The sequence below is a fragment of the Brevundimonas sp. DC300-4 genome (assembly GCF_049897365.1).
Classification (GTDB): Bacteria; Pseudomonadota; Alphaproteobacteria; order Caulobacterales; family Caulobacteraceae; genus Brevundimonas.
The window spans coordinates 378,398-399,569 of the sequence record NZ_JAFCWC010000001.1 but is presented as its reverse complement, the minus strand read 5'-3'; the positions used below and the strand labels follow the sequence as shown (position 1 = coordinate 399,569).

Annotated in this window: 26 protein-coding genes; 10 read left to right on the top strand and 16 right to left on the bottom strand. The window is 66.9% G+C overall.

Features of this window, described 5'->3' with window-relative positions; all coding sequences use genetic code 11:
• Positions 1–24 precede the first annotated feature (24 nt).
• Positions 25–636, top strand: coding sequence for a peptidylprolyl isomerase (locus ACP7AZ_RS02035; protein WP_426035581.1), 612 nt, complete (start codon positions 25–27; stop codon positions 634–636).
• Here ACP7AZ_RS02035 and ACP7AZ_RS02030 read toward each other — a convergent pair.
• Positions 633–1,583: an alpha/beta hydrolase family protein gene (locus ACP7AZ_RS02030; RefSeq protein WP_426035579.1), complete on the bottom strand. Its 951-nt coding sequence runs from the start codon at positions 1,581–1,583 to the stop codon at positions 633–635. The two genes, ACP7AZ_RS02035 and ACP7AZ_RS02030, sit on opposite strands and share 4 nt — an antisense overlap.
• Before the next feature lie 17 nt (positions 1,584–1,600).
• Between ACP7AZ_RS02030 and ACP7AZ_RS02025 the strand changes: the two genes are divergently transcribed.
• A complete protein-coding gene (locus tag ACP7AZ_RS02025) occupies positions 1,601–2,503 on the top strand; it encodes a LytTR family transcriptional regulator DNA-binding domain-containing protein (RefSeq protein ID WP_426035577.1) in 903 nt (300 codons plus the stop codon).
• Positions 2,504–2,542: 39 nt separating this feature from the next.
• Here ACP7AZ_RS02025 and ACP7AZ_RS02020 read toward each other — a convergent pair whose 3' ends face one another.
• The 4 genes from ACP7AZ_RS02020 to ACP7AZ_RS02005 form a co-directional block, all read right to left on the bottom strand.
• The gene (locus ACP7AZ_RS02020; RefSeq protein WP_426035575.1) at positions 2,543–3,619 is read right to left on the bottom strand and encodes an alpha/beta fold hydrolase; all 1,077 of its coding nucleotides are present in this window, start codon (positions 3,617–3,619) and stop codon (positions 2,543–2,545) included.
• Between the two features lie 297 nt (positions 3,620–3,916).
• Positions 3,917–4,771 carry an NAD(P)-dependent oxidoreductase gene (locus tag ACP7AZ_RS02015; protein WP_426035573.1) on the bottom strand — a complete coding sequence of 285 codons (855 nt, stop codon included), beginning with the start codon at positions 4,769–4,771 and terminating at the stop codon, positions 3,917–3,919.
• Positions 4,768–5,277 carry a flavin reductase family protein gene (locus tag ACP7AZ_RS02010; RefSeq protein ID WP_426035571.1) on the bottom strand — a complete coding sequence of 170 codons (510 nt, stop codon included), beginning with the start codon at positions 5,275–5,277 and terminating at the stop codon, positions 4,768–4,770. Before ACP7AZ_RS02010 ends, ACP7AZ_RS02015 begins: the two co-directional genes overlap by 4 nt.
• A gap of 41 nt (positions 5,278–5,318) precedes the next feature.
• Complete coding sequence (locus ACP7AZ_RS02005; RefSeq protein WP_426035569.1) at positions 5,319–6,137, bottom strand: NAD(P)H-hydrate dehydratase; 819 nt, start codon at positions 6,135–6,137, stop codon at positions 5,319–5,321.
• Positions 6,138–6,255: 118 nt separating this feature from the next.
• On the opposite strand from ACP7AZ_RS02005, the gene ACP7AZ_RS02000 reads away from it, so the two are divergent.
• Positions 6,256–6,594 (top strand): P-II family nitrogen regulator, encoded by a 339-nt coding sequence (locus ACP7AZ_RS02000; protein ID WP_271086072.1) that lies wholly within the window; start codon positions 6,256–6,258, stop codon positions 6,592–6,594.
• Between the two features lie 71 nt (positions 6,595–6,665).
• Positions 6,666–8,075 (top strand): type I glutamate--ammonia ligase, encoded by a 1,410-nt coding sequence (gene glnA / locus ACP7AZ_RS01995; protein ID WP_426035567.1) that lies wholly within the window; start codon positions 6,666–6,668, stop codon positions 8,073–8,075.
• A 249-nt stretch (positions 8,076–8,324) separates the two neighbouring features.
• On the opposite strand, the gene tatC is transcribed toward glnA, so the two are convergent.
• The 3 genes from tatC to ACP7AZ_RS01980 are packed head-to-tail and all read right to left on the bottom strand — an operon-like array spanning position 8,325 to position 9,999.
• Positions 8,325–9,212, bottom strand: coding sequence for a twin-arginine translocase subunit TatC (gene tatC, locus ACP7AZ_RS01990; RefSeq protein ID WP_426035565.1), 888 nt, complete (start codon positions 9,210–9,212; stop codon positions 8,325–8,327).
• Positions 9,209–9,754, bottom strand: coding sequence for a Sec-independent protein translocase protein TatB (gene tatB / locus ACP7AZ_RS01985; protein ID WP_426035563.1), 546 nt, complete (start codon positions 9,752–9,754; stop codon positions 9,209–9,211). The genes tatC and tatB overlap by 4 nt, the downstream gene beginning before the upstream one ends.
• 26 nt (positions 9,755–9,780) lie before the next feature.
• Positions 9,781–9,999: a twin-arginine translocase TatA/TatE family subunit gene (locus ACP7AZ_RS01980; protein ID WP_303695654.1), complete on the bottom strand. Its 219-nt coding sequence runs from the start codon at positions 9,997–9,999 to the stop codon at positions 9,781–9,783.
• Between the two features lie 103 nt (positions 10,000–10,102).
• On the opposite strand from ACP7AZ_RS01980, the gene rnhA reads away from it, so the two are divergent.
• Both rnhA and ACP7AZ_RS01970 read left to right on the top strand, forming a co-directional pair.
• A complete protein-coding gene (gene rnhA / locus ACP7AZ_RS01975) occupies positions 10,103–10,549 on the top strand; it encodes a ribonuclease HI (protein WP_426035561.1) in 447 nt (148 codons plus the stop codon).
• A gap of 72 nt (positions 10,550–10,621) precedes the next feature.
• Positions 10,622–11,212, top strand: coding sequence for a hypothetical protein (locus tag ACP7AZ_RS01970; RefSeq protein ID WP_426035559.1), 591 nt, complete (start codon positions 10,622–10,624; stop codon positions 11,210–11,212).
• Positions 11,213–11,216: 4 nt separating this feature from the next.
• Here the strand turns inward: ACP7AZ_RS01970 and ACP7AZ_RS01965 are convergent, their stop codons facing one another.
• The 4 genes from ACP7AZ_RS01965 to ACP7AZ_RS01950 all read right to left on the bottom strand — a co-directional run bounded on the left by ACP7AZ_RS01965 (position 11,217) and on the right by ACP7AZ_RS01950 (position 13,824).
• Positions 11,217–11,678 (bottom strand): NfeD family protein, encoded by a 462-nt coding sequence (locus tag ACP7AZ_RS01965; RefSeq protein WP_426035557.1) that lies wholly within the window; start codon positions 11,676–11,678, stop codon positions 11,217–11,219.
• A gap of 14 nt (positions 11,679–11,692) precedes the next feature.
• Positions 11,693–12,676, bottom strand: coding sequence for an SPFH domain-containing protein (locus tag ACP7AZ_RS01960; RefSeq protein WP_426035555.1), 984 nt, complete (start codon positions 12,674–12,676; stop codon positions 11,693–11,695).
• 125 nt (positions 12,677–12,801) lie between these two features.
• A complete protein-coding gene (locus tag ACP7AZ_RS01955; RefSeq protein WP_426035553.1) occupies positions 12,802–13,251 on the bottom strand; it encodes a hypothetical protein in 450 nt (149 codons plus the stop codon).
• Between the two features lie 156 nt (positions 13,252–13,407).
• Positions 13,408–13,824 (bottom strand): NUDIX hydrolase, encoded by a 417-nt coding sequence (locus ACP7AZ_RS01950; RefSeq protein ID WP_426035551.1) that lies wholly within the window; start codon positions 13,822–13,824, stop codon positions 13,408–13,410.
• Positions 13,825–13,900: 76 nt separating this feature from the next.
• Between ACP7AZ_RS01950 and ACP7AZ_RS01945 the strand changes: the two genes are divergently transcribed.
• Complete coding sequence (locus tag ACP7AZ_RS01945) at positions 13,901–15,307, top strand: FAD-binding oxidoreductase (protein WP_426035549.1); 1,407 nt, start codon at positions 13,901–13,903, stop codon at positions 15,305–15,307.
• On the opposite strand, the gene ACP7AZ_RS01940 is transcribed toward ACP7AZ_RS01945, so the two are convergent.
• Entirely contained in the window at positions 15,304–16,101 is a 798-nt protein-coding gene (locus ACP7AZ_RS01940; protein ID WP_426035547.1) for a phytanoyl-CoA dioxygenase family protein, read from the bottom strand. The two genes, ACP7AZ_RS01945 and ACP7AZ_RS01940, sit on opposite strands and share 4 nt — an antisense overlap.
• 121 nt (positions 16,102–16,222) lie before the next feature.
• On the opposite strand from ACP7AZ_RS01940, the gene yaaA reads away from it, so the two are divergent.
• The 3 genes from yaaA to ACP7AZ_RS01925 all read left to right on the top strand — a co-directional run bounded on the left by yaaA (position 16,223) and on the right by ACP7AZ_RS01925 (position 19,052).
• Positions 16,223–16,996 (top strand): peroxide stress protein YaaA, encoded by a 774-nt coding sequence (yaaA, locus tag ACP7AZ_RS01935; protein ID WP_426035545.1) that lies wholly within the window; start codon positions 16,223–16,225, stop codon positions 16,994–16,996.
• A gap of 108 nt (positions 16,997–17,104) precedes the next feature.
• Positions 17,105–17,953, top strand: a complete 849-nt coding sequence (locus ACP7AZ_RS01930; protein WP_426036064.1) for a 3-hydroxybutyrate dehydrogenase — start codon at positions 17,105–17,107, stop codon at positions 17,951–17,953.
• 19 nt (positions 17,954–17,972) lie between these two features.
• Positions 17,973–19,052, top strand: coding sequence for a patatin-like phospholipase family protein (locus ACP7AZ_RS01925; protein WP_426035543.1), 1,080 nt, complete (start codon positions 17,973–17,975; stop codon positions 19,050–19,052).
• Here ACP7AZ_RS01925 and ACP7AZ_RS01920 read toward each other — a convergent pair.
• The 3 genes from ACP7AZ_RS01920 to ACP7AZ_RS01910 are packed head-to-tail and all read right to left on the bottom strand — an operon-like array spanning position 19,049 to position 21,079.
• Positions 19,049–20,026, bottom strand: coding sequence for an L-threonylcarbamoyladenylate synthase (locus tag ACP7AZ_RS01920; RefSeq protein ID WP_426035541.1), 978 nt, complete (start codon positions 20,024–20,026; stop codon positions 19,049–19,051). The genes ACP7AZ_RS01925 and ACP7AZ_RS01920 overlap by 4 nt on opposite strands.
• Entirely contained in the window at positions 19,960–20,526 is a 567-nt protein-coding gene (locus tag ACP7AZ_RS01915; protein WP_426035539.1) for a YceI family protein, read from the bottom strand. The genes ACP7AZ_RS01920 and ACP7AZ_RS01915 overlap by 67 nt, the downstream gene beginning before the upstream one ends.
• Before the next feature lies 1 nt (position 20,527).
• Positions 20,528–21,079, bottom strand: coding sequence for a cytochrome b (locus ACP7AZ_RS01910; RefSeq protein WP_426035537.1), 552 nt, complete (start codon positions 21,077–21,079; stop codon positions 20,528–20,530).
• Positions 21,080–21,172: the final 93 nt, after the last annotated feature.

Sequence of the window (21,172 nt, the reverse complement as noted above, 5' to 3'; positions counted from 1 at the left end):
CGGGAACGACGTGAGACAACATCGATGATCAGACGCACACTCCTCGCCCTCGCCGGCCTGCTGTTATGGCCCGCGCTCGCCGTGGCCCAGGACCCGGCCGGGCCCGCCCTGCCCCGTGTGGCGCTGGAGACCTCGGCCGGTCGCATCACTATCGAGGTCGAGGCGGTCAAGGCGCCGATCACGGTCGCCAACTTCCTGAAATACGTAGACGAGCGCCGCCTCGATGGCGCAACCTTCTATCGCGCCATGCAGTCCGGCCCTGGCATGGGTCTGGTCCAGGGCGGGGTGAACAACGATCCCGAGCGGGTCCTGCCGCCCATCGCCCACGAGCCGACGACGCAGACGGGCCTCAGCCATATCGACGGCGCCGTCTCGATGGCCCGCTACGCCCCCGGCACGGCCACAGGCGACTTCTTCGTCTCTGTGGGCCCGACCCTGTCCTACGACGCAGGACGCTCGTTCTCGGTCGATCCCGACGGCTTCGCCGTCTTCGGCCGCGTGGTCGGGGGCATGGAGGTCGTCCGCGCCATCCTGGCCAGCCCGACCTCCCCGACCGAGGGCGAAGGTTTCATGCGAGGCCAGATGCTGGAGCCGAAGATCACCATCCTCCGGGCCTGGCGTGAAACGACGCCCTAGGGTTCGCCCAGCGCCTCGCGGAAGAAGCGTACGACCTCAGCATTGAACGCGGCCTTGAACGCGGCCCGGTCGAAGCCGGGCGCCGACGTGCACAGCTCGGGCATCGCCGCCCTCATCTCAGGCGCGCAGGGGGTCAGGAAGTCATAGTGGCCGGCGTTCTCGACATGGTGATAGTCGACCGTCCCGCCCAGCCGGTCGCGCACGGGTTCGGCATTCCATGGCGACGGCAGGATCTGGTCGTCGGCGGCCTGCCACAGCTGCACCGGAACGGTGATCGCGGCCAGACTCTCGTCGGTGAACGACAGGCCGAACGCCGGCGCGGCGATGACGGCCGCCTTGACGTGCGCATCGCGGGTCTCCGGCCGCCAGGTCGCCAGATCCAGTCCGCCGAACATCGCGACCAGCCGACAGGCGAAGACCTCGGGCTGGGCCACGCAATGCGCCCGGATCGCTCCGGCGTCCGACACCCCGCCGATGATCGACGTCACCGTGAAGCCGCCCGCCGAGAAGCCGAACGCGCCAATCCGCGCGTCGTCGATCTCCACCGGGCCGATCCAGGTTTCGGTCATATAGTCGATCAGGGCGCTCAGTTGCGGCGCCCGTCCGGTCAGCCGAAGCCCCCGGCTCTGGTCCTGGAAGTTGTCGCCGGGATGGGTCAGGGCCGCGACGACGAAGCCGGCCTCCGTCAGGGCCCCGGCCGTATCGGAATGGCCGCGATACCAGCCGCTGTTGCCGTGCGAGATGACCACCAGTGGTCGAGGCGAGCCATCGCTGGCGCCGTCGGGCAACCAGACGCCGCCTTCGATCGTCTCACCGCCGGGGCCCGTGAAATGAATGATCTGGTCAGGGGCGTCAGACTGGGCGCGAGCCGTGACGGGCAGCCCTCCGATCAGGACGCAGGCGAACAGGGCGCAAAGGAAGCGTGGGAAGGACGCAGGGATCTGCATGAGGATCTCCGGGTTGGATGACCTCTCCTGCCCGCCGCCCGGTCGCCGCCGCCAGCCCGGTTTCGCGAACGGGCGAACGGGTTCGCGACACGGCGAACGGTTCCGCTTCAGCCGGTCACCGCTATAGTCGGGCGATGAACGAGACACCGACCCGGTCGATGAACACGCCGCGCGCCTGGATGATCGACCTCGCGGCCTGGGCTGTTGTCGGGGCGATCCTCGGCGCGGTCGGGCCCTTCGGAAGTTTTTTCAACGATACGCTGCCGGTGCGCCTCGCCTACTGGATGACGCTGGCCCTGATTAGCGGTGCGGTCATCGGCGCGAGCGTGCGCTGGGTCTGGCCTGTCGCCCGGCGGCGGCGCGTGCCGGCCTGGGCGTGGGTTGCGCTCCTTGGGGTGGCGATCACGGGTCCGCTCGGCCTGTTCGCCCGCGTCTTCGCTATGGGCTTCTGGCCGGGCATCCGGGATCGGGTCAGCCTGATCGAGTGGTTCGGACAGACCCTGTTGATCGAGCTGGTCTTCCTCGCGGCCTATGTCGCGGCCCATGCCCGGGCGGCCCAGGCTCCGTCCGGCGAGACCTCGCCCATGCCCACGGGCGCAGCCCGCATCCTCGACCGCCTGCCCCATCGTCTGGGTCGAGACCTCCTCTGCCTGCAGATGGAAGACCACTATGTCCGCCTCCACACGCCGGAAGGCTCGGTCCTCGTCCTGACGCCCCTGCGCACCGCCATCACCCAGGTCGGCGCCATAGAGGGCATGCAGGTGCATCGCTCATGGTGGGTCGCCCGTCAGGCGGTGCAGGGTGTCGTTCAGGACGGGCGAAACCTGCGCCTGAAGCTGGTTTCCGGACTGGAGGCCCCCGTCGCCCGCTCCAAGGTCGCCGAACTCAGAGCCGCCGGCTGGCCAGTCGGCGAAGCCTGACCGCGATCAGGACGTCGTCCGCGCCGAACTCGTCGCTCCTCAGGGCTCGCTGCGGGCCAGCAGGGCGACCAGATCGTCCTTCCAGAACCGCGCCCAGGTGTGGGTGCCGTGGCCCTTGCCGTCGAGACTGTTGGGGATCAGCCGATAGGTCCCGTTGGCGAGGCGCGGCGCGAACCGTTCGGCCAGACCGAGCTCCGGCGGATTGATGAAGTCGTCAGCCGAATTGATCCAGGTCACCGGAACCGTGATCCGCTCCAGGTTGGCCGAGGGGTCGTAGTCCCAGGACGCATTGACCTGATACCAGAAGTCGTTCGCGTCCAGCGTCGGCAGCCGACGCTCGAGCTGGGTCGCCAGCCAGGCGTCGACGGCCTCGGGCGTGGCCAGGTCCTGGTGCATCGGCATCACCGCCCCGCCCGCCAGCAGCAGCAGGTCCACAGCCGTCCTCAACCCCTGCACGGGCTGTTCGACATAGTCGCCGCCGCTCCAGGCCGGATCCGCCCGGATGGCGTCCTTGACCATCGAGCGCCACAGCCGGTTGCGTCCGACGATCTCGGTCGGAATGCAGGCCATGGGCATCAGGGCGTCGGCGAAGTCGGGATGCGCCTCGCCCCAGACGAAGGCATGCATACAGCCCATCGAAGTGCCCAGGATCAGCCGCAGGTGATCGACCTTCAACCCGTCGACCAGCATCCGCCGCTGGGCCTCGACCATCTCGTTGTAGCCGTATTCAGGGAAGTCCGCTCTGAGACCGTCGCTCGGCTTGCTCGACCCGCCGTGCCCCAGACCGTCGGGCATGATGACGTAGTAGCGGGTCACATCCAGCGGCTGGCCCGGCCCGAACAGCTCCCCGGCGAACTGTGCGGACAGGAAGGTCGCGCCCGTCCCGCCCGTGCCGTGCAGCAACAGGACCGCATTGGTCACATGCCCCTCGGAGTTACGCCGGGGTTCTCCCAGCGTCCGATAGTGCATCCGCGCGTTCGCCAGCGTCGATCCCCGCGCCATGGGCAGGTCGCCGATCGCTGCATCGCCCTCGATCGGGCTCCACATCTGCGGGGTCCGGGCGTCGGCCTGACCACACCAGACCAGCAGAAACAGAAGGATCGTCGCGATACGCATGGCCGTCTTGGCTCCTCAACGCCCCGAGTTAGCATTCCACGGCCCGTCAGGCCGCTGAAATCCCCGGACATTTATGAATTTTTGGGGCACTCGAACAGGCACCCCTCGCAGCCATGGTATGATGGTCTTCGGTCTTTGACATCCCGCAGACCCGCGCCGGGGCGCCGATTGGACGGGTTGCACTCGGAGTGCAATTCCGTCCCGGCGCGTTAATCTCTCAAGATCAAGAGATTACGCGTCATTCCTCAGCAAATTGGACTCTGCACCCGGTTTTTTCGGAGTCCAGGCCGCGCTGGCTCAGGGCTTGAGACGCGCCTTCAGGCTCGAGGTGTCCCAGCGATTGCCGCCCATCCCCTGAACCTCGGAATAGAACTGATCGACCAGCGCCGTCAGCGACAGGACCGCGCCATTGGCCCGCGCCTCGTCCAGCACCAGTCCCAGGTCCTTGCGCATCCAGTCGACGGCGAAGCCGAACTCGAACTCACCCCTGGCCGCCGTCTTCCAGCGGTTGTCCATCTGCCACGACTGGGCCGCCCCCTTGGACACCGCGTCATAGGCGGCGTCCGTATCGAGCCCCGCGGCCCGGGCGAAATGCACCGCCTCGGCCAGACCCTGGACCACGCCGGCGATGGCGATCTGGTTGACCATCTTGGTCAGCTGGCCCGAGCCCGAGGCCCCCATGTGCTGGATCGCCTTCGAATAGGCCATGACCGCCGTCCGCACCGTCTCCAGGGCGTTCGCGTCGCCGCCCGCCATGACGCTGAGCTGGCCGTTCTCCGCCCCCGCCTGACCGCCCGAGACCGGCGCGTCGATAAAGGCGACACTGGCGGCGGCGCACAGATCCGCCATCGCCCGCGCCACCTTCGCCGAGGTGGTGGTGTGATCCACGATCACGGCCCCCGCTTTCAGCATGGGCAGGGCCTCGCCCACCACCTGACGCACATCGTCGTCATTGCCGACGCACAGCACGAACAGGTCCGCGCCCTCGGCCGCCTCGGCCACGGTCGCGGCGAACCGTCCGCCGTTCGCCTCGGCCCAGGCCCGCGCCTTGTCGGGCGAGCGGTTGTAGCCGGCGACCTCATGCCCGGCCGCGACCAGATGACGCGCCATCGGCCCGCCCATGACGCCCAGGCCGGCGAAACCGATCCTCATGCCTGGGCGCCTCCGGCCACGCCGTAGCGCCCCCGGAAATAGGTCAGGGCCGCGGCATCCGAGGACTCGAAGCCCGCGACCTCGCCGATGATCATCATGTGGTCGCCCATCTGCACCCGGTCGTGGGTCTTGCAGTCGAACCGGGCGGCGGCGGCGCCCAGCCGCGGCGGCGCATCGCCGACCCGCTGGAACTCGTGCGCCTCCATCAGGCCGATGCCCTTGGCGAACCGGCGCGCCAGGGCCTCCGACTGGGCGTCGAGCACGTGGATCGAGAACCGCTCCGCCTCACAGAAGGCCTGCCACCGCTCCGACCGCTCATCCAGGCACCACAGCACCAGACGCGGCGTCAGCGACACGGAGGTGAAGGAGTTGATCGTGATCCCCAGCGGCCCGAGGCTGCTGTCGGCCGTCACCACGCAGACCCCGGTCGCAAAGGCGCCCAGCGCGCGCCGATAGGCGGTCACGTCGCCCCCGGCGACCTCTTGGGGAAGGGATTCAAGGCTCACGGACCGGACCTAGGCGACACCGCCCATTGAGGCAACCGGCGTCATGCGAGATTGCCCAGCACGGCGGGGATCAATCCCGGCAGATCGTCCGCCGTCAGCCCCGCCCCGAACCGCCCGGCCGCGTCAGCATGGATCCACACGGCAGCCGACGCCGCCTCGAAGGGATCCATCCCCTGGGCCATCAGTCCTCCGATCAATCCGGCCAGGACGTCGCCGCTGCCCGCCGTCGCCAGCCACGGCGAGCCGTTCCGATTGACCCTGACCCGACCATCAGGCGCGGCGATGACCGTCTCCCGACCTTTGAGGACCACATGCGCCCCGCTGATCCGCGCCGCCTCGACGGCGGCCGTCTCGCGCCCCTGCCCCAGAAGGCCCGGAAACACCCGCTCGAACTCGCCCTCATGCGGCGTGATCACATCCTTCGCCTCGAGACAGGCGAACAGATCGTCCGGCCGCCCCTTGAACAGCGTCAACGCGTCCGCATCGACGACCAGCGCGGCTTTCGTCCCGGCCAGCGCCTTGAGGTTCGATGCCGTCGCCTCGGTCAGTCCCGCCGCCGGTCCGATCACGATGCAATCCAGCGGCTCGGCCAGAATCGCCAGCGCCTCCGCCGTGTCGAAGTCGGAGACCATCACCGCCTCCATCGCCCCCGCGATCAGCGGTCCGGCGTCCGGCGGACACAGGATCCGCACCAGCCCCGCGCCGATCCTCAGACCCGCCCGCGCCGCCAGTCGCGCCGCCCCGGTGTGCAGCATACCGCCCGACACGACGCCCAGCCGGCCACGCTGATGCTTGTGCGCATCGGGGCCGGGCCACCGCAGCAGGCTGCGCCACAGGGCGGGATCGTTGGTTTCGCTCATGCTTCTCTCAACGCCCTTCCGTGACGAAAATGCAAATCGCCCCTTGCCTTATGCTGCGATGCGATGTCCCTTTGGTTCCCGAGCGTCTGGCCCACCTGATGCCGCCTCGGGGTCGCCCATGAAGAAGATCGAAGCCGTCATCAAGCCGTTCAAGCTCGACGACGTGAAGGAAGCGCTCCAGGACATCGGGGTGCAAGGCATGACTGTGCTGGAGGCCAAGGGATACGGCCGCCAGAAGGGTCACTCCGAACTCTATCGCGGCGCCGAATACGTCATCGACTTCCTGCCCAAGATCAAGATCGAGGTGGTGGTCGCCGACGACCTCTACCCGGCCGTGGTCGAGGCCATCCAGACCGCTGCCCGCACCGGAAAGATCGGCGACGGCAAGATCTTCGTCTCGGACGTGATCGACGTCATCCGCATCCGCACCGGCGAAACCGGGGCGCAAGCCGTCTAGAAGAATGGCCGTCTAGGCCGAACCCCGCAAAAGACTTCCTCCCCAGAAGAAACGCATAAGGATCATCGACCATGAGCGCCGCCAAGAAAATCCTGCAGGAGATCAAGGACAAGGACGTCAAGTACGTCGACGTCCGCTTCACCGACACCAAGGGTCGCCTGCAGCACGTCACCTTCGACATCGACCTGGTCGACGAGGAATTCCTCGAAGAAGGCACGATGTTCGACGGCTCCTCGATCGCCGGCTGGAAGGCGATCAACGAGAGCGACATGCTGCTGCTGCCGGACCTGACGACGGCCTATATCGACCCCTTCTACCAGCAGACCACGATGTTCCTGTTCTGCGACGTCATGAACCCGGACACGATGGAGCCCTACAACCGCGACAGCCGCTCCATGGCCAAGAAGGCCCTGGCCTATGTCCAGTCCTCGGGCGTGGGCGACGTGGTCTATTTCGGCCCGGAAGCCGAGTTCTTCATCTTCGACGACGTCCGCTGGAACACCGCCCCGCACAACACCGGCTACAGCTACGACTCGATCGAGCTGCCGGCCAATACGGGCGCGGAATACACCGAGGGCAATATGGGCCACCGCCCGGGACCCAAGGGCGGCTACTTCCCCGTCAACCCGGTCGACAGCGGCCAGGACCTGCGCGGCGAGATGCTGGGCGTCATGCGAGACCTTGGCCTCAACCCCGAGAAGCACCACCACGAGGTCGCCCCGGCCCAGCACGAGCTCGGCCTGAAGTTCTCGGACCTGTTGACCATGGCCGACCGGCTGCAGCTCTATAAGTACGTGATCCACAATGTGGCCGCAGCCTACGGCAAGTCGGCGACCTTCATGGCCAAGCCCATGTTCGGCGACAACGGCTCGGGCATGCATGTCCACATGTCGATCTGGAAGGACGGCAAGCCCCAGTTCGCCGGCGACAAATACGCCGGCCTGTCCCAGCAGTGTCTCTGGTACATCGGCGGCATCATCAAACACGCCAAGGCCATCAACGCCTTCGCCAACTCGACCACCAACTCCTACAAGCGTCTGGTGCCCGGCTACGAAGCCCCGGTGAAGCTGGCTTACTCGGCCCGCAACCGTTCGGCCTCGATCCGCATTCCGCACACCTCGAACCCCAAGGCCAAGCGCCTGGAGGCCCGCTTCCCCGATCCCATGGGCAACCCCTATCTGACCTTCGTGGCCCTGCTGATGGCCGGCCTCGACGGGATCGAGAACCAGATCGATCCGGGCGGCCCCGCCGACAAGAACCTCTACGACCTGCCGCCGGAAGAGCGTCACTCGATCCCGGAAGTCTGCGGTTCGCTCAAGGAAGCCCTGGAGAACCTCGACAAGGACCGGGCCTTCCTCAAGAAGGGCGGCGTTATGGATGACGACTTCATCGACAGCTACATCGAGCTGAAGATGGAAGAGGTCATGCGCCTGGCCCTGCACCCGCACCCGGTCGAATTCGACATGTACTACAGCTGCTGATCGGTTCGATCGGCGGATAGACAAAGCCCCGGATGGTCCGCCATCCGGGGCTTTTTGTTGTGGCTGGAAGGCGTTGGTAGCCTGGCGCCGTCCACTCCCCGTCGCCGCTTGGCAATGGGGATGGGGACCGCGAAGCGGTGGAGGGGTTCTTGATCAAGGCAAGGTGTCTGGGGCGAAGAGCCCCTCCGTCACGGCGCAAGTGCACCGCGCCACCTCCCAACCGCTTCGCGCCGGGGAGGAGACACCAAGCTAGGCCGCCGCCAGTCCTTCGGCGTTATCGTCCTTCTTCCGACGCCATTCGATCAGGCGCACGCACCAGATCGAGACCTCGTAGAGCAGCACCAGCGGCACGGCGAGCATCAGCTGGCTGATCGGGTCCGGCGGCGTGACCACGGCTGCCAGGACCACGACGGCGACGATCGCATAGCGACGCCCCTCGCTCATCAGCTTGGACGAGATCAGCCCGGCCATGCCCAGCAGCGTCGTCACGACCGGCAACTGGAAGCACAGGCCGAAGGCCAGGATCAGCGAGGTCACCAGGTTCAGATAGTCCGAGATCTTGGTCGTCAGCAGGACGGTGATGCCCTCGCTGGAGATCTGCTGGCTCAGGGAGAACAGCATCACGAACGGCAGCATGACGAAATAGACCAGCGCCCCTCCCAGGAAGAACATCACCGGCGTCGCGATCAGGAACGGCAGGAAGGCGCCCTTCTCGTTGCGGTACAGGCCCGGCGCGACGAAGGCGTAAAGCTGATAGGCCAGGATCGGGAAGGCCAGGACGATGGCGCCGAACCCCGCGATCTTCATCTTGGTGAACAGCTGTTCCAGCGGCGCCGTGGCGATCAGTTCGACCGCCGCCAGCCCGCCGGGTGGGAAAGGCTTCAAACCGGCCGTGATGGCCAGCAGGTCCAGAGGATTGCCGTGCTCGCCCTTCGCCACGGCGGCGGCGTGAACCGCTGCGGCGGCCTGGAACGGCTTGATCAACTCGACCTGCAATTGGGCGGCGAAGAAGAAGCACAGGAGGAAGGCCAGGCAGAAGGCGACGACGGACCAGATCATCCGACCGCGCAGCTCGATCAGATGCTCCATCAACGGGGCGCGCGACGCCTCGATCTCGGCTTCGTCGCGGTCGGTCATGGGACAGTCTTGGGCTTACGCGGCGCGCGCGGCTTGGCGGCGACCTTGGATGCGGGTTTGGCGCGAGGCTTGGCGGCTGCGGCCTTGGCGGCCGGGGTAGCGGCGGCCTTGGGCGGCGTCGCGCGGGGCTTGCGGGTCTTCACCGGCGCGACGACGGGCGGTGTCGCCGGCTCGGGGAATTCCGGCTGGTCCACCATCACCGCGCGTGGCGGCGGCTCGACATAGGCGGGCGCCTCCAGCTCGGCCTTGATGTCCTTGAAGGCGGCGTTGGCCTCGTCGCCGAGGCGGACCATCCCCTGCCCCACCGGTCCCTGACCGTCGCGCAGCGCCTGGACCTCCTTGCGCAGATCGTCGAGCTCTGATTGGCGCGCCATCTCCTCGAAGCTGGACCGAAACTCATTGGCCATGCCGCGCGCCTTGGCGACCATCTTGCCGAGCTGGCGCAGCATTCCAGGCAGCCGCTCGGGTCCGACCACCACCAGGGCGACGATGCCGATTACGAGATATTCGAGGCCCCCGATCCCGGGGCCGAGGCCGCCCATGCGTCAGGCTCTTTCCCGAACCGGACCTAGCGCTTCAGCTCTTCCTTTTCCGCGTCGGTTCGCGGCAGGCTGCTGACGCCGTCGGACGGGCCGTCCTTCTTGTCGTCGTCCTTCAGACCCTCCTTGAAGGCCTTGATGCCCTTGGCGGCGTCGCCCATCAGGCCCGAGATCTTGCCCTTGCCGCCGAACAGCAGGGCGACGACGACGATGACGATGGCCCAATGCCAGATGCTGAAGCTGCCCACGGAACGCTCTCCTCGAACAGGCCGAATGCGGCCCGTGTCAAACATACGGTTCCTATAGTCCAGCGGATGGCGACGCGCCAAGGGAAGCTGTAAGTCCGCGCAAATGAGTCACGTCACAATCCACACCGACGGTGCCTGCAAGGGCAATCCGGGCCCAGGCGGCTGGGGCGCAATCCTGCAGGCTGGCGGGAAGACCAAGGAGCTGTGCGGCGGCGAAACACTGACCACCAACAACCGCATGGAGCTGACTGCGGCCATCATGGCGCTGGAGGCGCTGACGCGGCCCTGCAAGATCGATCTCCATACCGACAGCAAATACGTGATGGATGGAATCACGAGCTGGATTCACGGCTGGAAGGCGCGCGGCTGGAAGACGGCGGACAAGAAGCCGGTCAAGAACGATGACCTGTGGAAGCGGCTGGACATCGCCCGCACCCGCCACGAGGTGAAGTGGCACTGGGTCAAGGGTCACGCCGGCCACGAACTCAACGAGCGCGCGGACCAGTTGGCCAACCTCGGAATCGACCGGATGCGCGCCGCCTCGACCTGACGGGTTCAGACGAACGTCGGTAGACGCCTTGCGGCGAAGCTTGGGATGCGATCAGGTCGGCGGATGACCGACATGACCCCGATTCCTCCCGAGACCGATCCGATCGATAACGGCTCCAGGGGCAAGACCCAGCGCGTTTCCGTCGAGGGCACGATCGCCTCCGTCTCGGCCATCTCTGCAATGATCGTCGCGGCGGCGTCCATGTTCACCGCTGTCCAGGCGCTGGACGTGTCGCGCACGGCGGCGAAGCAGAAGATCTTCGAGACCCAGCTGGCCACCTGCCTGCAGTTCAGCGAACTGACCGCCCGCGCCTCGTCGGACAGCGAGAAGGCTGCAGCCCTGGTCGAGGGACCGATCGACGACGACGTCAGCGCCGAGATCACCGCGCGCCTCGAGGCTGGCGACGCCGTCTCGACGTCGATCTACCAACAGTATCTTCAGATGACGATGGTCTTCCCCGACGAGATCAGCGACGCCGCCTATGCCGCCAGCGAGAAGCGGGTGGCGCTCTACAACAAGCAGGTCGAGGTGCTGGACGCCGGCGTCATCACAGCCCAGGACATCGCCGATCTCGAGCGACTCGCGGGCGAGGAAACGGACCAGCTGAACACCGCGTCGAGCGCCTGTCGCGACGAGGTCGGTGCGGTCGCCGGCATAGGCTGACCGGTCAGGCCTCGCGCCGGACCTTCAGCGACGGACCTTCCAGGCGATCCACCACGACGCTGTCGCCCACGGGCGGAGCGTCGCCGTCGATCAGGGCGACCCATTCGGCGCCGGAGACGAAGACCCGTCCCCTGCCCTCGACAAAGGCCTGAACGACCCGCGCCCGCTGTCCGACGAGGCGCAGATCGCGGTCGTTGATGTCGGGGTGGTCTTCCGGGTTCACACGTCGGATCAGGCGCCGCGACAACGCGGTCGCCAGCACCGTCAGGCCAGCGAAAAGCCCGACCTCGACGGCCAGCCCCATGCGCAGCCCCAGGGCGGTCAGAACAGCGACCACGCCGGCCGCGACCGCCGGCCAAAGAAGCCATTCGGTCGACAGCGACGCCTCGATTGCGAGCAGCAGCACGCCCACCGCCAGCCAGATCCAGAACGGCTGGGCGGCATAGATGTCCAGAATAGCGCCCATGGCTCAGAACTCCGTCATGCCGTCGGCGGCACGGCGCCGCCGGACCGGGTGGACCGCGCCGGCGGCGCCGCCGGAGCCGGGCGAGCCGCCTGTTGCTGGTTGCGAGCCAGTCCGACCAGTTCGCCGATGCCGGCGATGGTCCCGACCAGTCCGCTCATCTCGGCGGGCACGATGACCGTCTTGGCCGTCGGGTTGCGCGCCAGTTCCGCGAAGGCCTCGACGTATTTCTGGGCGACGAAATAGTTGATGGCGTTGACGTCGCCGCGGGCGATGGCCTCGGATACCATGGCCGTGGCCTTGGCCTCGGCCTCGGCGGCCCGTTCGCGCGCTTCGGCGTCGCGGAAGGCGGCCTCCTTGCGACCTTCGGACTCGAGGATCGCCGCCTGTTTGGCGCCCTCAGCGCGCGCGATGGCTGCCTGTTTCTCGCCCTCGGCCTCGGTGATCACGGCGCGGCGTTCGCGTTCGGCCTTCATCTGGCGCGCCATGGCGTTGGTGATGTCGACCGGCGGGGTGAGGTCCTTGATCTCGATCCGGTTGACCTTGACGCCCCAAGGCTCGGTCGCCGCGTCGATGACGGTCAGCAGACGCGAGTTGATGTTGTCACGCTGGAACAGGACCTCGTCGAGATCCATCGACCCGACCACGGTCCGAAGATTGGTCGAGCACAGCTGGGTGATCGCATACGGCAGGTTCTCGACCCGATAGGCGGCGCTCGGCGCGTCCATCACCTGGATGAAGACGATGGCGTCGACCTTCACCATGGCGTTGTCCTTGGTGATGACCTCCTGCTGGGGCACGTCCAGGACCTGCTCCATCATGTTCATGCGCCGGCCGATCCGTTCCACGAACGGGATCAGGATGCTGATGCCGGGCTTCAGCGTCTTGGTGTATTTGCCGAACCGCTCGACCGTCAACTCCCGCCCCTGGGGCACGATCTTGACGGTGCTGAACACGAAAATGACTGCGAAAACCAGCAGCACAACGGCGAAATAGGTCATTCAGGATCCTCCTGGCCGCAGGTTAGCCCGCGCCGAGCCGGCACGCCACGGAATCCGGACACCGCAAACGAAAACGGCGGCCCCCTTCCGGGAGCCGCCGCAACGCAAAAAGGTGGGTCGGAAGATTACTCCTCCTCTTCCTCGTCCTCTTCTTCTTCCTCGTCTTCTTCTTCCTCGCCTTCTTCTTCTTCTTCGCCTTCTTCTTCTTCTTCGTCTTCTTCTTCCTCGTCGTCTTCTTCGTCTTCGTCCTCGCTCGGATCTTCCTCGTCGGCGTCGTCGTCCTCGACTTCGAAGCCGCCGCCTTCGCACAGGTCGACGTCGTACACTTCTTCGGTGTCGCCATCCTCGTAGGTAGCCATCACGTCCTGGACGCAGTCGTCACCGACGTCGAAGGTCACTTCAACGCCGTCGCCCGGTGCGATTTCTTCGTCCAGCAGGTTGTCGCCGAAGTCCTCGACCGACGTGCCGGAGATGGCCAGTTCGGTGATAGCGACTTCGCCGTCGTTGGTGACCGTCATGGTCGCCTGGGCGGCAGCGCCTGTCGCGAACAGGATGGCGGCGGCAGAGGCCGCCATGAACAGTTTCGTCTTCATCTGTTTAGTCCCCCGAGGCTGGCGGGATGCCGGCCAAAGTTCAAAAGAGAGCGACCGAGGACGGAATCGTCTGGGCCGTCCTGTAAATATGTCGGCTTTGCAGCACGCTAGGTTAAGTGACGGGACCTGACAATGCCGTCAACCATGGCGAAACGCCACCGCCAGGGCGATCACTCGCCGCGTCTCGGCCCAGTCAACAGCGGCCATGGCGGTGGCAATGGGCATGAAGACAGCGTCCGCCGCATCGTCGCCCGCGACCGCCTCGCCGCCGGTCCATTCGGCGACATAGTCGATCAGCACATAGTGTCGCCCCGCCTCGGGAAAGATGCCGTCCACGACGTCGAGGAGGCCGAGAATACGCGCCTCGATCCCCGTCTCCTCGACGAGTTCCCTCAACGCCGCATCGGCCGCGCGCTCTCCGGGCTCGATGCGTCCTCCCGGCAGGCTCCACTCCCCCATCCGTGGCGGCGTCCCGCGTCGGATCAGCAGCACCTCTTCGCCCTTCAGGCAAACCACGCCGACGGCGGGCACGGGCATCATGGAGGAATCGCTCATGACGCCACCCTAGCGCCTGTTTAGGCTGGCCCCTCTTTTGAGTAGCGTCTGAGGCAAGGCTTTGAGACAAGACGCCATGGCCTCCCCCTCCTCCACCGCCCTCGACGAACTGAAAGCCGTGCTCGGCCCCTCGGGCTGGACGGAAGATCAGTCCGAAATCGCCCCGTGGCTCACAGAATGGCGCAACAAGTGGAAGGGGCACACACCCTTGATGCTGAAGCCCGGCACGACCGCCGAGGTGGCCCGCGCCGTGGAGATCTGCGCCCGCCACGGCGTCGCCATCACACCCCAGGGCGGCGACACCGGCCTGGTCGGCGGCCAGATTCCGATGGGTGAGGTGCTGCTGTCGACCCGCCGCCTGCGCGCCGTGCGCGATGTAACCCCCCTGGACGACGCCATGACGGTCGAGGCGGGCGTCACCCTGCTGGAGGCCCAGCAACTGGCCGCCGGGGCCGATCGCTTCTTTCCCCTCAGCCTTGCGGCCGAGGGCACGGCCACCATCGGCGGGGTCATCTCGACCAACGCCGGGGGAACGGCCGTCCTGCGCTACGGCATGATGCGTGACCTGGTGCTCGGCATCGAGGCGGTCATGCCGGACGGCCAGATGTTCAACGGCCTGAAACGGCTGCGCAAGGACAACACCGGCTACGACCTGAAGCAGCTGCTGATTGGCGCGGAGGGCACGCTGGGGGTGGTCACCGCCGCGACCCTGAAGCTGTTCCCGATCATGCGCAGCCGGGCTACCGCCATCGTCGGTCTGGCCAGCGCCCATTCCGCCATCCAACTCCTCGCCCGAGCCAAGGCCGAGACCGGCGGCGGGGTCGAGGCCTTCGAGCTGATGAAGCGCATCGGCGTCGAGTTCGGCATCAGACACATCCCGGGCGTCCGCGAGCCGCTGGACAGCGTCCAGCCCTGGTACGTGCTGATCGAACTGGCCTCCGGCGAGCCCGGTGCGGCCGAGGCCGGGATGGAACGCATCCTGACCGCGGCCTTCGAGGAAGACCTGATCACCGACGCCGCCATCGCCCAGAATGAGTCCCAGGTCCGCGACTTCTGGAAACTGCGCGAGGAACAGTCGGCGGCCCAACGGCCAGAGGGCGGCGGCTGGAAGCACGACGTCTCCGTCCCCGTCAGCCGCATCGCCGACTTCCTCGATGAAGCCACCGCCGCCGTCGAGGCCTTCGAGCCGGGCGCCCGCGTCAGCGCCTTCGGCCACGTCGGCGACGGCAATATGCACTACGACATCCTGTGCCCGCCCGGCGGCGACCTGCCGGCCTTCCTCGGCCGCTGGTTGGACGGGTCGCGGGTCGTCCACGACATCGTCGCCCGCTACGACGGGTCCATCTCCGCAGAGCACGGGCTGGGCCGGCTGAAGACGGACGAGGCGCGCCGCTACAAGTCGCCGCTGGAAATCTCGACCATGGAGGCGATCCGCAAGGCCATCGATCCCCAGCGGATCATGAATCCAGCCGTGCTGTTCTAGTCTGTCCGGCGCTCATAGGTCGGATAGATCGGTCGGAGCTGGACGGGCCGATACTCTGGACGATTGATGGTGTTGAACCGGATCTGGGCGGTGTAGCGAACGTTGTCGGCGGTCGAGTTCACGCCCGAGCCGTGCACCAGGTCCATGTTGATGAAGGCCACGTCTCCCGGCTCCGCCTCGACGTGAACCAGGCGACGCCCCTCCAGCATGCTGTCCGGCACGACGTACTGCTCGGACTTGTAGCCCGAAGCCTCCTCGTGGACTGATCCGACACGACCGACGTGGTGGGTGCCGGGCGCCATGACGACCGAGCCGTTCTCCTGTCTCGACGGCGTGGTCGGAATCCAGGCTACTAGGGCATCCGTCCCGGCCTGGTTCTCGCGGAAATAAGCGGAGTCCTGATGCCAGGCCCGGACGTTGCGGGTGTCGCCCGGAATGTCGAAACGGAAGGCCGGACTGACGATGCCGAGATTGTTCGGGTCGTCCATCCCCAGCAACTGCATGGCCATGTCCTCGATGGCGATGTCGATGAAGAATCGTTTCAGCGCCCAGGACCCCAGTATGGTCTGATAGATCCACGAACTGCTCGACGGATGGGACCGCTTTAGATCGACGAGAACGCGGTTCAGCACCGCCTCGTCCGGCTCGATCGATCCAGATTCCAGCCGGATCACATGGGCCACGAATCCCATCAGTTCGTCGATCGGCCTCTGCGCGGCGGCTCCTTTCACGACCAGATAGCCATCTTCCGCATAGGTGCGGAGGTCTTGCGCCGTCAAAGTTTGCCTTGTCATCCCAGTCTCTTGGTACGCCCGGGAAGCCACGATTTGCCGATTCGCAAACGGGCGCGAATTCCGTCCGGTTCAATTCGTCACCCAAGCGGCCTATGCACCCGGCTGAAGAACGGAGACCGCCTTGCTGATCGTCCTGTCCCCGGCCAAGCGGCTGGATTTCACCGAACCCTCGCACGACGTCGCGGCGACATACCGCCGCTTCGTCGACGACACCTCGACCTTGTCGAAGACGGCGCGCAACCAGACCCAGGCCGATCTGCGCCGCCTGATGGGCATCTCGACCGATCTGGCGAAGCTGAACCAGGCTCGCTTCAAGGCGTTCGAACCCGACGCGCTCGACACCGGCATCCAGGCTGCCTTCGCCTTCGCCGGCGACGTCTATCAGGGGCTTGAGGCGCGCACCCTCGACAATGCCGGTCTCGCCTTCGCCCAGGATCACCTGCGCATCCTGTCCGGCCTCTATGGGCTGCTGAGGCCGCTTGACCGCATCCAGCCCTACCGCCTGGAGATGGGAACCCGTCTGAAGACCCGGCGCGGGTCCAGTCTCTACGACTTCTGGGGTGACCGGATCTCGAAACAGCTGAATGCCGACGCCGAAGGCCAGTCCGATCCCACACTCGTGAACCTCGCCAGCCAGGAATATTTCGGCGCCGTCGACGCCAAGGCGTTGAAACTGCCAGTCGTCACGCCTCACTTCCGTGAGGAAAAGGACGGCGAGAGCCGCATCATCTCCTTCTTCGCCAAGAAGGCGCGCGGGACCATGGCGCGGTTCGCCATCGACGAGCGTATCGAAGCCGCCGGCGATCTGAAGGCGTTCGATCGTGACGGCTATCGATTCCAGAAGGCCGCCTCGACCGAGACAGACTGGATATTCACCAGGCAGGGAAATTCCTGAGACCGGGTCGCCTTCGCAGTCGCGAAAGGTTAGAGTCCCGGCAAACCAGAGATCCCCGACGCGTTCGATCGACGCGGACAAGGGCAAGAGACGAGAGTGAACGACCCCATGTTCCAATGGCCCGGCAAGAAGGACGGCTCGGAGACCGAGCGCCCCGTCTATCGTGATCCCAACGACCTCAAGGGCCAGGTGGCCGTCATCTCTGGCTCGACGTCCGGCATCGGCCTGGCCCTGGCTCGCGCGGTCGCCTCGCGCGGCGGCGACGTGGTCCTGAACGGCCTCGGCGACCCGTCGGAGATCGAGCGCACGCGCGCCGAGATGGAGGCCAGTTGCGGCGTCCGGGTCCGCTATCACGCTGCCAACATGCTCAAGGGCGACGAGGTCGCCGACATGGTCGCCTATGCCAGGCATCAGCTCGGCCGGCTCGACATCCTGGTCAACAACGCCGGCATCCAGCACGTCGAGGCGGTCGAGAAATTCCCGTCTGACCAGTGGGAGAAGATCATCGCGATCAACCTCTCCTCGACCTTCTATGCCACCCGCGCCGCCATCCCGATCATGAAGGCGCAGGGCCGCGGCCGGATCGTCAACATCGCTTCGGCGCACGGTCTGGTCGCCTCGCCGTTCAAGTCCGCCTATGTCGCCGCCAAGCATGGCGTCCTCGGCTTCACCAAGACCGTGGCTCTGGAGCTGGCGCAGGACAACATCACCTGCAACGCCATCTGCCCCGGCTTCGTCGAGACGCCGATCGTCGAGAAGCAGATCGCCGATCAGGCCCGCACGCGCGGCATCTCCAAAGAGCAGGTCCTGAAGGACGTGATTCTCGCCGCCCAGCCAACCAAGCGGTTCGTCACAACCGACGAACTGGCCGGCATCTTCCTCTATCTGGTGTCGGACCTGGGAGCCTCGGCCAACGGGGCCAGCTTCTCGATCGACGGCGGCTGGACCGCTCAATAGGACGAACGCAGGGGAGACGATGGCGCTTTTCAAACGCAAGTCGACCCCGGCGCCCGCAGCGCCTGAACCGCCCGTCAGCGGTCGCCGCCCCATCTGCCTGGCGCTTCAGGGCGGCGGCGCGCACGGCGCCTTCCAGTGGGGCGTTCTCGATCGGTTGCTCGAGGCCGACGTCGTCGACATCCGGGCCGTCACCGCCTCCTCGGCCGGCGCCATGAACGGCGCCGCCCTGGTCTCCGGCCTGGCCATCGGCGGCACCGACGGAGCCCGCGAGGCGCTGGACAAACTGTGGCGCGAGACGAACCAGTCGGGCGGCAAGAACGTGTTCGGCGACACCTCGATCTGGTCCAATGCCCTGCAGCCGACCTGGCTGAAGGACTCGCCCCTGTGGCGGGCGTCAGAGACCCTCGCGATGTCAATGTCGCCCTATGAATTCAATCCCTTCAATCACAATCCTCTGAAACGGGTTCTGCAGGCCACGATCGACTTCGAGGCCGTTCGCGCCGCCGAGGTGAAGTTCTTCGTCGCCGCCACGGCCGTCCGCCATGCGAAGTCCCGCGTCTTCACCTCGAGCGAGATCACGGATCAGGTCCTGCTCGCCTCCGCCTGCCTGCCCCACCTTTTCCAGGCGGTGGAGATCGACGGCGAGCCCTACTGGGACGGCGGTTACCTCGCCAATCCGCCGCTGTGGCCCCTGTTCTACCAGGACACGCCGGACGACGTCCTCCTGATCACCCTCAACGCCTTCGAGCGCGCGGATGCGCCCAAGGCCGCCGGCGACATCATGGACCGGCTGAACGAGGTCGTTTTCAACGCGCCGCTGGTCGCCGAACTGCGCGCCGTCGCCTTCGTCCAGGAACTCATCGAGGACGGCCGCCTCACCCCCTCCGCCCGCGAGCAGTATCGCCACATCCTGATGCACGCCATCGAGGCCGACGGCTGGCTGGGCGACCTTTCGCTGGGATCCAAGTTCAACACCGAATGGACCTTCCTCAACGACCTGAAGACACGCGGGCGCGCGGCGGCGGAGGAATGGCTGGACAGTTGCTTCGGAGATGTGGGGGTGCGGTCAAGCGTCGATCTGCAGGCGCGGTTCGGCTAGCCGACGAAGCCGGCGGCGCGCTCTAATCGATCGTTGATGGCCTCGCCCAGTCCGGTCGCGGGGATCGGCGCCACGGCGATCGCTGCGGGGCCTTCCCGATCGGCCTCACGCAACAGCCGGAACAGGTTCGCCGCGGCCTCCCGCAGGTCGCCTGACGGGCTCAGACTCCAGCGCTCGACGCCGACCCCCGGCCCGAAGCCGAGCAGGATTTCCCCGGCCCCGGCCTCGCCCGCCTCCAGCCGTACCGGCGAGACCGGTGCATAGTGGCGGGTCAGCCGTCCGGGCGACCTGTGCCCCTCGCCCGCCCCGTCCAGCGGCCCGACCAGGGCCTCGATCTCCTCGCGCGTCACCGACCCGGGCCGCAGCAGGGCCACCCGCCCGTCCAGCACCGAAACGACGGTGCTCTCGACCCCGACCGCGCACGGCCCGCCGTCCAGTGCCGCGCTCGCGAAGGAGCCCGTCTCTTCCATGGCATCGGCGAAGGTCGTGGGGCTGGGCCGCCCGGACCGGTTGGCCGAGGGCGCCACCACAGGACCGCCGAACGCGTCGAGCACCGCCCGGGCCCTGGCATGGCCGGGGACCCGCACCGCGATACTGTCCAGCCCTGCACGCGCCAGATCGCTGACTACCGTCATGTCCCGGCACGGCGCCACGATCGTCAGCGGCCCGGGCCAGAAGGCCGCCGCCAGACGCCGCGCCGCATCGTCGAAGACGGCGATCCGCTCGGCCGCCACGGCATCTGCCACATGCGAAATCAGGGGATTGAAACGCGGCCGTCCCTTGGCCTCGAAGATCTTTGCGACCGAATCGGGGTTCCCGGCGTCCGCCGCCAGCCCATAGACGGTCTCGGTCGGCATGATCAGCAGCTCGCCGGCCCGCAGCGCCGCGACGGCGCCCTCGACCCCGCTCAGCCGACCGGGCGCGTCGCCAGGGACACGTTCACCCTCACCTGCCGTCCGATCAGTCCGTTCCACGGTCCACGCGTTCCAATGCCGAAGGCCGCCCGATCCAGCGAGAAGCCGCCGGTCATCTGCGCCGTCCGCCCTTCGCTGCGCAAGGTCGCGGGGAACCTCACGGACCGTGTGACGCCCTTGATCGTGATGTCCGCACAGGCCGTGAAGCGCTGCCCGCCGGCCGGTTCCAGACCGGTCAGGCGGAAGGCGATGCGCGGATAGCGGCCGCTGTCGAGAAAGCCTGCACCGGCCGCCGTGGACGTCAGGCGGCCGTCATCCATTCTCAGCGACGCCGCCTCGACCTCGATGGCGACCTGCGCCGTCTCCGGGGCGTCGGGATCGAAACGGATATCGCCCGTCCAGCGCGTGAACCGCCCGGTCCGCGCGCCGACCGGGGTCCCGACCCGCATGGTGATGACCGAATCACCCGGGACGACGGCCCAGCGCTCGACCTCGGCCCGGCTCGCGCCCGTCGCCAGACAGGCCGCCCCGATCAGCAATGCGATCAGGGCCAGGCGCATCTCAGGGCCGCCGGCGAATCAGGGGGATCATCCGGTGCAGGACATTGTCGCGATCGACGAAATGATGCTTAAGCGCCGCCAGCACATGCAGGGCGAGCAAGACGTACAGCCCCTTAACCCCGGCCTCGTGCAGGCCCATGAGGGTCCCGGCCATAGCGCGGCTCCGTTCGACGGGCAGCAGCGGCCAGTTGAACAGTCCGAACCAGTCGATGTCCCGTCCACCGGCGCTCGCCGCCGCCCAGCCGAACATCGGAATGCCGATCAGCAGCACGTAGAAAAGCACATGCGTCGTTTTGGCTGCGAACTTCTGCCAGTCCGGGGTGCCAGGCGGCATGGGCAGGGCCGGGTTGGCCAGCCGCCAGCCGATGCGCGCCAGGGTCAGGACCAGGACGGTCAGGCCCAGCGCCTTGTGGATCTGCACGAACTCACGCGAGATCGGCCCGTCGGTCGCCTCCTTCGCCGTGATCAGCAGCACCTGGCACAGGACCAGCAGCGCCAGTCCCCAGTGGAAGACCAGCGACACGATCGAGTATCGGTTTCTAGGCTCGGCCATGCATATTCCCCCGACGCGTCGCAGACAGCTTGCCGCAACGGACGGCGCAGGCCAAGCGGTCCCTTGCCTGACGCGACGGCATCGTCGCAAGAA

Excerpts from the sequence above, each read along its gene's own strand:
- ACP7AZ_RS02000 (WP_271086072.1), top strand. The coding sequence starts at position 6,256 with ATGAAGAAGATCGAAGCCGTCATCAAGCCGTTCAAGCTCGACGACGTG.
- ACP7AZ_RS01945 (WP_426035549.1), top strand. The coding sequence starts at position 13,901 with ATGGCCTCCCCCTCCTCCACCGCCCTCGACGAACTGAAAGCCGTGCTC.
- ACP7AZ_RS02005 (WP_426035569.1), bottom strand. The coding sequence starts at position 6,137 with ATGAGCGAAACCAACGATCCCGCCCTGTGGCGCAGCCTGCTGCGGTGG.
- ACP7AZ_RS01910 (WP_426035537.1), bottom strand. The coding sequence starts at position 21,079 with ATGGCCGAGCCTAGAAACCGATACTCGATCGTGTCGCTGGTCTTCCAC.
- glnA (WP_426035567.1), top strand. The coding sequence starts at position 6,666 with ATGAGCGCCGCCAAGAAAATCCTGCAGGAGATCAAGGACAAGGACGTC.
- ACP7AZ_RS01960 (WP_426035555.1), bottom strand. The coding sequence starts at position 12,676 with ATGACCTATTTCGCCGTTGTGCTGCTGGTTTTCGCAGTCATTTTCGTG.
- ACP7AZ_RS02015 (WP_426035573.1), bottom strand. The coding sequence starts at position 4,771 with ATGAGGATCGGTTTCGCCGGCCTGGGCGTCATGGGCGGGCCGATGGCG.
- ACP7AZ_RS02030 (WP_426035579.1), bottom strand. The coding sequence starts at position 1,583 with ATGCAGATCCCTGCGTCCTTCCCACGCTTCCTTTGCGCCCTGTTCGCC.
- tatC (WP_426035565.1), bottom strand. The coding sequence starts at position 9,212 with ATGACCGACCGCGACGAAGCCGAGATCGAGGCGTCGCGCGCCCCGTTG.
- ACP7AZ_RS01970 (WP_426035559.1), top strand. The coding sequence starts at position 10,622 with ATGACCCCGATTCCTCCCGAGACCGATCCGATCGATAACGGCTCCAGG.
- ACP7AZ_RS02025 (WP_426035577.1), top strand. The coding sequence starts at position 1,601 with ATGACCTCTCCTGCCCGCCGCCCGGTCGCCGCCGCCAGCCCGGTTTCG.
- ACP7AZ_RS01940 (WP_426035547.1), bottom strand. The coding sequence starts at position 16,101 with ATGACAAGGCAAACTTTGACGGCGCAAGACCTCCGCACCTATGCGGAA.
- ACP7AZ_RS01915 (WP_426035539.1), bottom strand. The coding sequence starts at position 20,526 with ATGCGCCTGGCCCTGATCGCATTGCTGATCGGGGCGGCCTGTCTGGCG.
- tatB (WP_426035563.1), bottom strand. The coding sequence starts at position 9,754 with ATGGGCGGCCTCGGCCCCGGGATCGGGGGCCTCGAATATCTCGTAATC.
- ACP7AZ_RS02035 (WP_426035581.1), top strand. The coding sequence starts at position 25 with ATGATCAGACGCACACTCCTCGCCCTCGCCGGCCTGCTGTTATGGCCC.
- ACP7AZ_RS01955 (WP_426035553.1), bottom strand. The coding sequence starts at position 13,251 with ATGGCGGCCTCTGCCGCCGCCATCCTGTTCGCGACAGGCGCTGCCGCC.
- rnhA (WP_426035561.1), top strand. The coding sequence starts at position 10,103 with ATGAGTCACGTCACAATCCACACCGACGGTGCCTGCAAGGGCAATCCG.
- ACP7AZ_RS01930 (WP_426036064.1), top strand. The coding sequence starts at position 17,105 with ATGTTCCAATGGCCCGGCAAGAAGGACGGCTCGGAGACCGAGCGCCCC.
- ACP7AZ_RS02020 (WP_426035575.1), bottom strand. The coding sequence starts at position 3,619 with ATGCGTATCGCGACGATCCTTCTGTTTCTGCTGGTCTGGTGTGGTCAG.
- ACP7AZ_RS01950 (WP_426035551.1), bottom strand. The coding sequence starts at position 13,824 with ATGAGCGATTCCTCCATGATGCCCGTGCCCGCCGTCGGCGTGGTTTGC.
- ACP7AZ_RS01965 (WP_426035557.1), bottom strand. The coding sequence starts at position 11,678 with ATGGGCGCTATTCTGGACATCTATGCCGCCCAGCCGTTCTGGATCTGG.
- ACP7AZ_RS01925 (WP_426035543.1), top strand. The coding sequence starts at position 17,973 with ATGGCGCTTTTCAAACGCAAGTCGACCCCGGCGCCCGCAGCGCCTGAA.